The sequence below is a fragment of the Serratia sp. YC16 genome (assembly GCF_009707615.1).
Classification (GTDB): domain Bacteria; phylum Pseudomonadota; class Gammaproteobacteria; order Enterobacterales; family Enterobacteriaceae; genus Serratia; species Serratia surfactantfaciens.
This window is the reverse complement of sequence record NZ_WLYN01000034.1, coordinates 1-768: the sequence shown is the minus strand read 5'-3', so window position 1 is coordinate 768 and position 768 is coordinate 1. Positions and strand designations below refer to the sequence as shown.

General features: G+C 63.7%; 1 protein-coding gene. It reads right to left on the bottom strand.

What is annotated here, in order from left to right:
- The coding region (locus GKN89_RS24255; RefSeq protein WP_154747917.1) for a S8 family serine peptidase at positions 1-768 on the bottom strand (768 nt) is incomplete at both ends.

The following is a 768-nucleotide window of genomic DNA, read 5'->3' as shown; positions in this document are numbered from 1 at the left end:
GGCGACCGACAGCCAGTTCGGCGCGATATCCGGCACAAAGTAGGCCAAGCCGCTGATCACGTCCGGCTGGTTGTAGTTGCCGTCGTTGCCGGCGGCGAACAGCACCAGAATATTCTTGCGCGCGGCGTCGATAGCGCCCTGATAACCTGCGCCGGCCAGGCTGCCGAGCAGCGGTTTGACCTGATCGAACTGTTCCTGCGCATCCTTCAGCTCAAAGTGCAGCGCATTAGGATCGCGGCCGCCGTCGGACAGAAAGTCGGGAATGCTGACGCCCCAGCTGTTGTTGATCACCCGCGCGCCGCTCTTGATCATCGCCTGCCAGCCGGCATTGGTGACGGCGCCGTCCAGACCGAGGAATTCTCCGTAAGCCGGGCCGTCGTTGTCGTTATCGACGCTGATCACCTGCGAATCGAAGGCCACGCCGTGCATGCCGGTGCCATCGCGGTTGGCCGCGCTGATCCCCGCGACGTGCACCCCGTGGTTGCTCAATGTCGCCCCGCTATAGAAATGGAAGGTGCCGTCGAAGTAAAAGCGATCGCCGGCGTTGATCCCCGGCCGGTGCGGGTCGGTATAGGCGCGGTAGCCTTCGGTGACGACGTTGATCAGTTTGCCGTCGCCAGCGAACTCGGGATGGTGGTTAACCGGGGTGTCGAAAATGCCCACCTTCTGCCCTTTGCCGGTATAGCCGGCGGCGTAGGCCTCATCGGCATGGATCGCCCCCAGCCCCCAGTTGGCATTGAACTCGGCGCTGCGCCAGCTGGCCGGATC